General features: G+C 50.5%; 1 protein-coding gene. It reads left to right on the forward strand.

Translation table 11 applies throughout. The features are described from left to right. Nucleotides 1–288: 288 nt before the first annotated feature. The coding region (locus ICW24_RS20040; protein WP_226347291.1) for a troponin at nucleotides 289–1,392 on the forward strand (1,104 nt) is incomplete at its 3' end.

A 1,392-nucleotide genomic window follows, 5' to 3' on the forward strand; every position in this document is an offset into this window, starting at 1 on the left:
AAATCATCCGTGTAAGTACTAGCAACGCCTTATTTTTAAACTAAAATGCATGTATATTTAGGATATTTTGAAATTCAAATACATCTCTGGATTTTCTACGCTGTTAATTCACTTTTTGTGGAATATTTATTGCGTCTTGTTCCATGCGCAAAAGCCAAAAGCGAACCGGCGGTAGATTCTGCCAAGCACTGCTCTTGCTAGGGCTAGTGTTAGCAAATTATCTCAGGTTGAACCCGTGAACTGGAATAGCCCTACGCTACCAGCGAATAGACTCAATAAACAACCAACATGTCTGACGAGGAGGAATATTCTGGCTCTGAGGAGGAGGAAGTAGAAGAAGAAGTCCCGGAGACGAAACCCGCTCCTAAACAAGAGGGTGAGGGAGATCCAGAATTCATCAAGCGTCAAGACCAGAAGCGGTCGGACTTGGATGAACAGTTGAAGGAATACATCAACGAATGGCGCAAACAGCGGGCCAAGGAGGAGGATGAGCTCAAACGCCTTAAAGAGAAGCAGGCCAAGCGCAAGGTTTCTCGTGCCGAAGAAGAAAAGCGCCTCGCTCAAAAGAAAAAGGAAGAAGAAGAAAGGAGAGTGCGCGAAATCGAAGAGAAGAAACAACGCGACATCGAAGAGAAGAGGCAACGGCTCGAGGAGGCTGAGAAGAAGCGCCAGGCTATGCTCCAGGCCATGAAAGATGCCAGCAAGACCGGACCCAACTTCACCATCCAAAAGAAGAGCGAAAACTTCGGTTTGAGCAATGCCCAGCTGGAGCGCAACAAGACCAAGGAGCAGCTGGAAGAGGAGAAGAAGATCTCCCTGTCCATCCGCATCAAGCCGCTGACCATCGAGGGTCTCTCCGTCGACAAACTCCGACAGAAGGCCCAGGAACTCTGGGAGTGCATCGTCAAACTCGAGACCGAGAAATACGATCTCGAAGAGAGGCAAAAGAGACAGGACTACGACTTAAAAGAGCTCAAAGAAAGACAAAAGCAGCAACTGAGGCACAAAGCTCTCAAGAAGGGTCTCGACCCCGAAGCGCTCACAGGCAAGCACCCGCCCAAAATTCAAGTAGCGTCCAAGTACGAGAGGCGTGTCGACACACGATCCTACGACGACAAAAAGAAACTGTTCGAGGGTGACCTAGAGAAACTGAACAAGGACTTCCTCGAGAAGGTGTGGCAAGAGAGGGCCGAACAGTTCGGCGGCAGGCAAAAGGCGCGACTGCCGAAGTGGTTCGGCGAGAGGCCCGGCAAGAAGAAGGGCGAACTCGAATCTCCGGAAGGCGAAGAGGACGTCAAGGCTGAGCCCGAGGAGGACGAAGAACCTCAATACGAGCCTGAACCCGAAGAGGAGGAGGAAGAGGTCGTTGAGGAGGTAGAAGAAGAGGAGGAA

This window comes from Agilicoccus flavus (assembly GCF_014857905.1).
GTDB lineage: Bacteria > Actinomycetota > Actinomycetes > Actinomycetales > Dermatophilaceae > Agilicoccus > Agilicoccus flavus.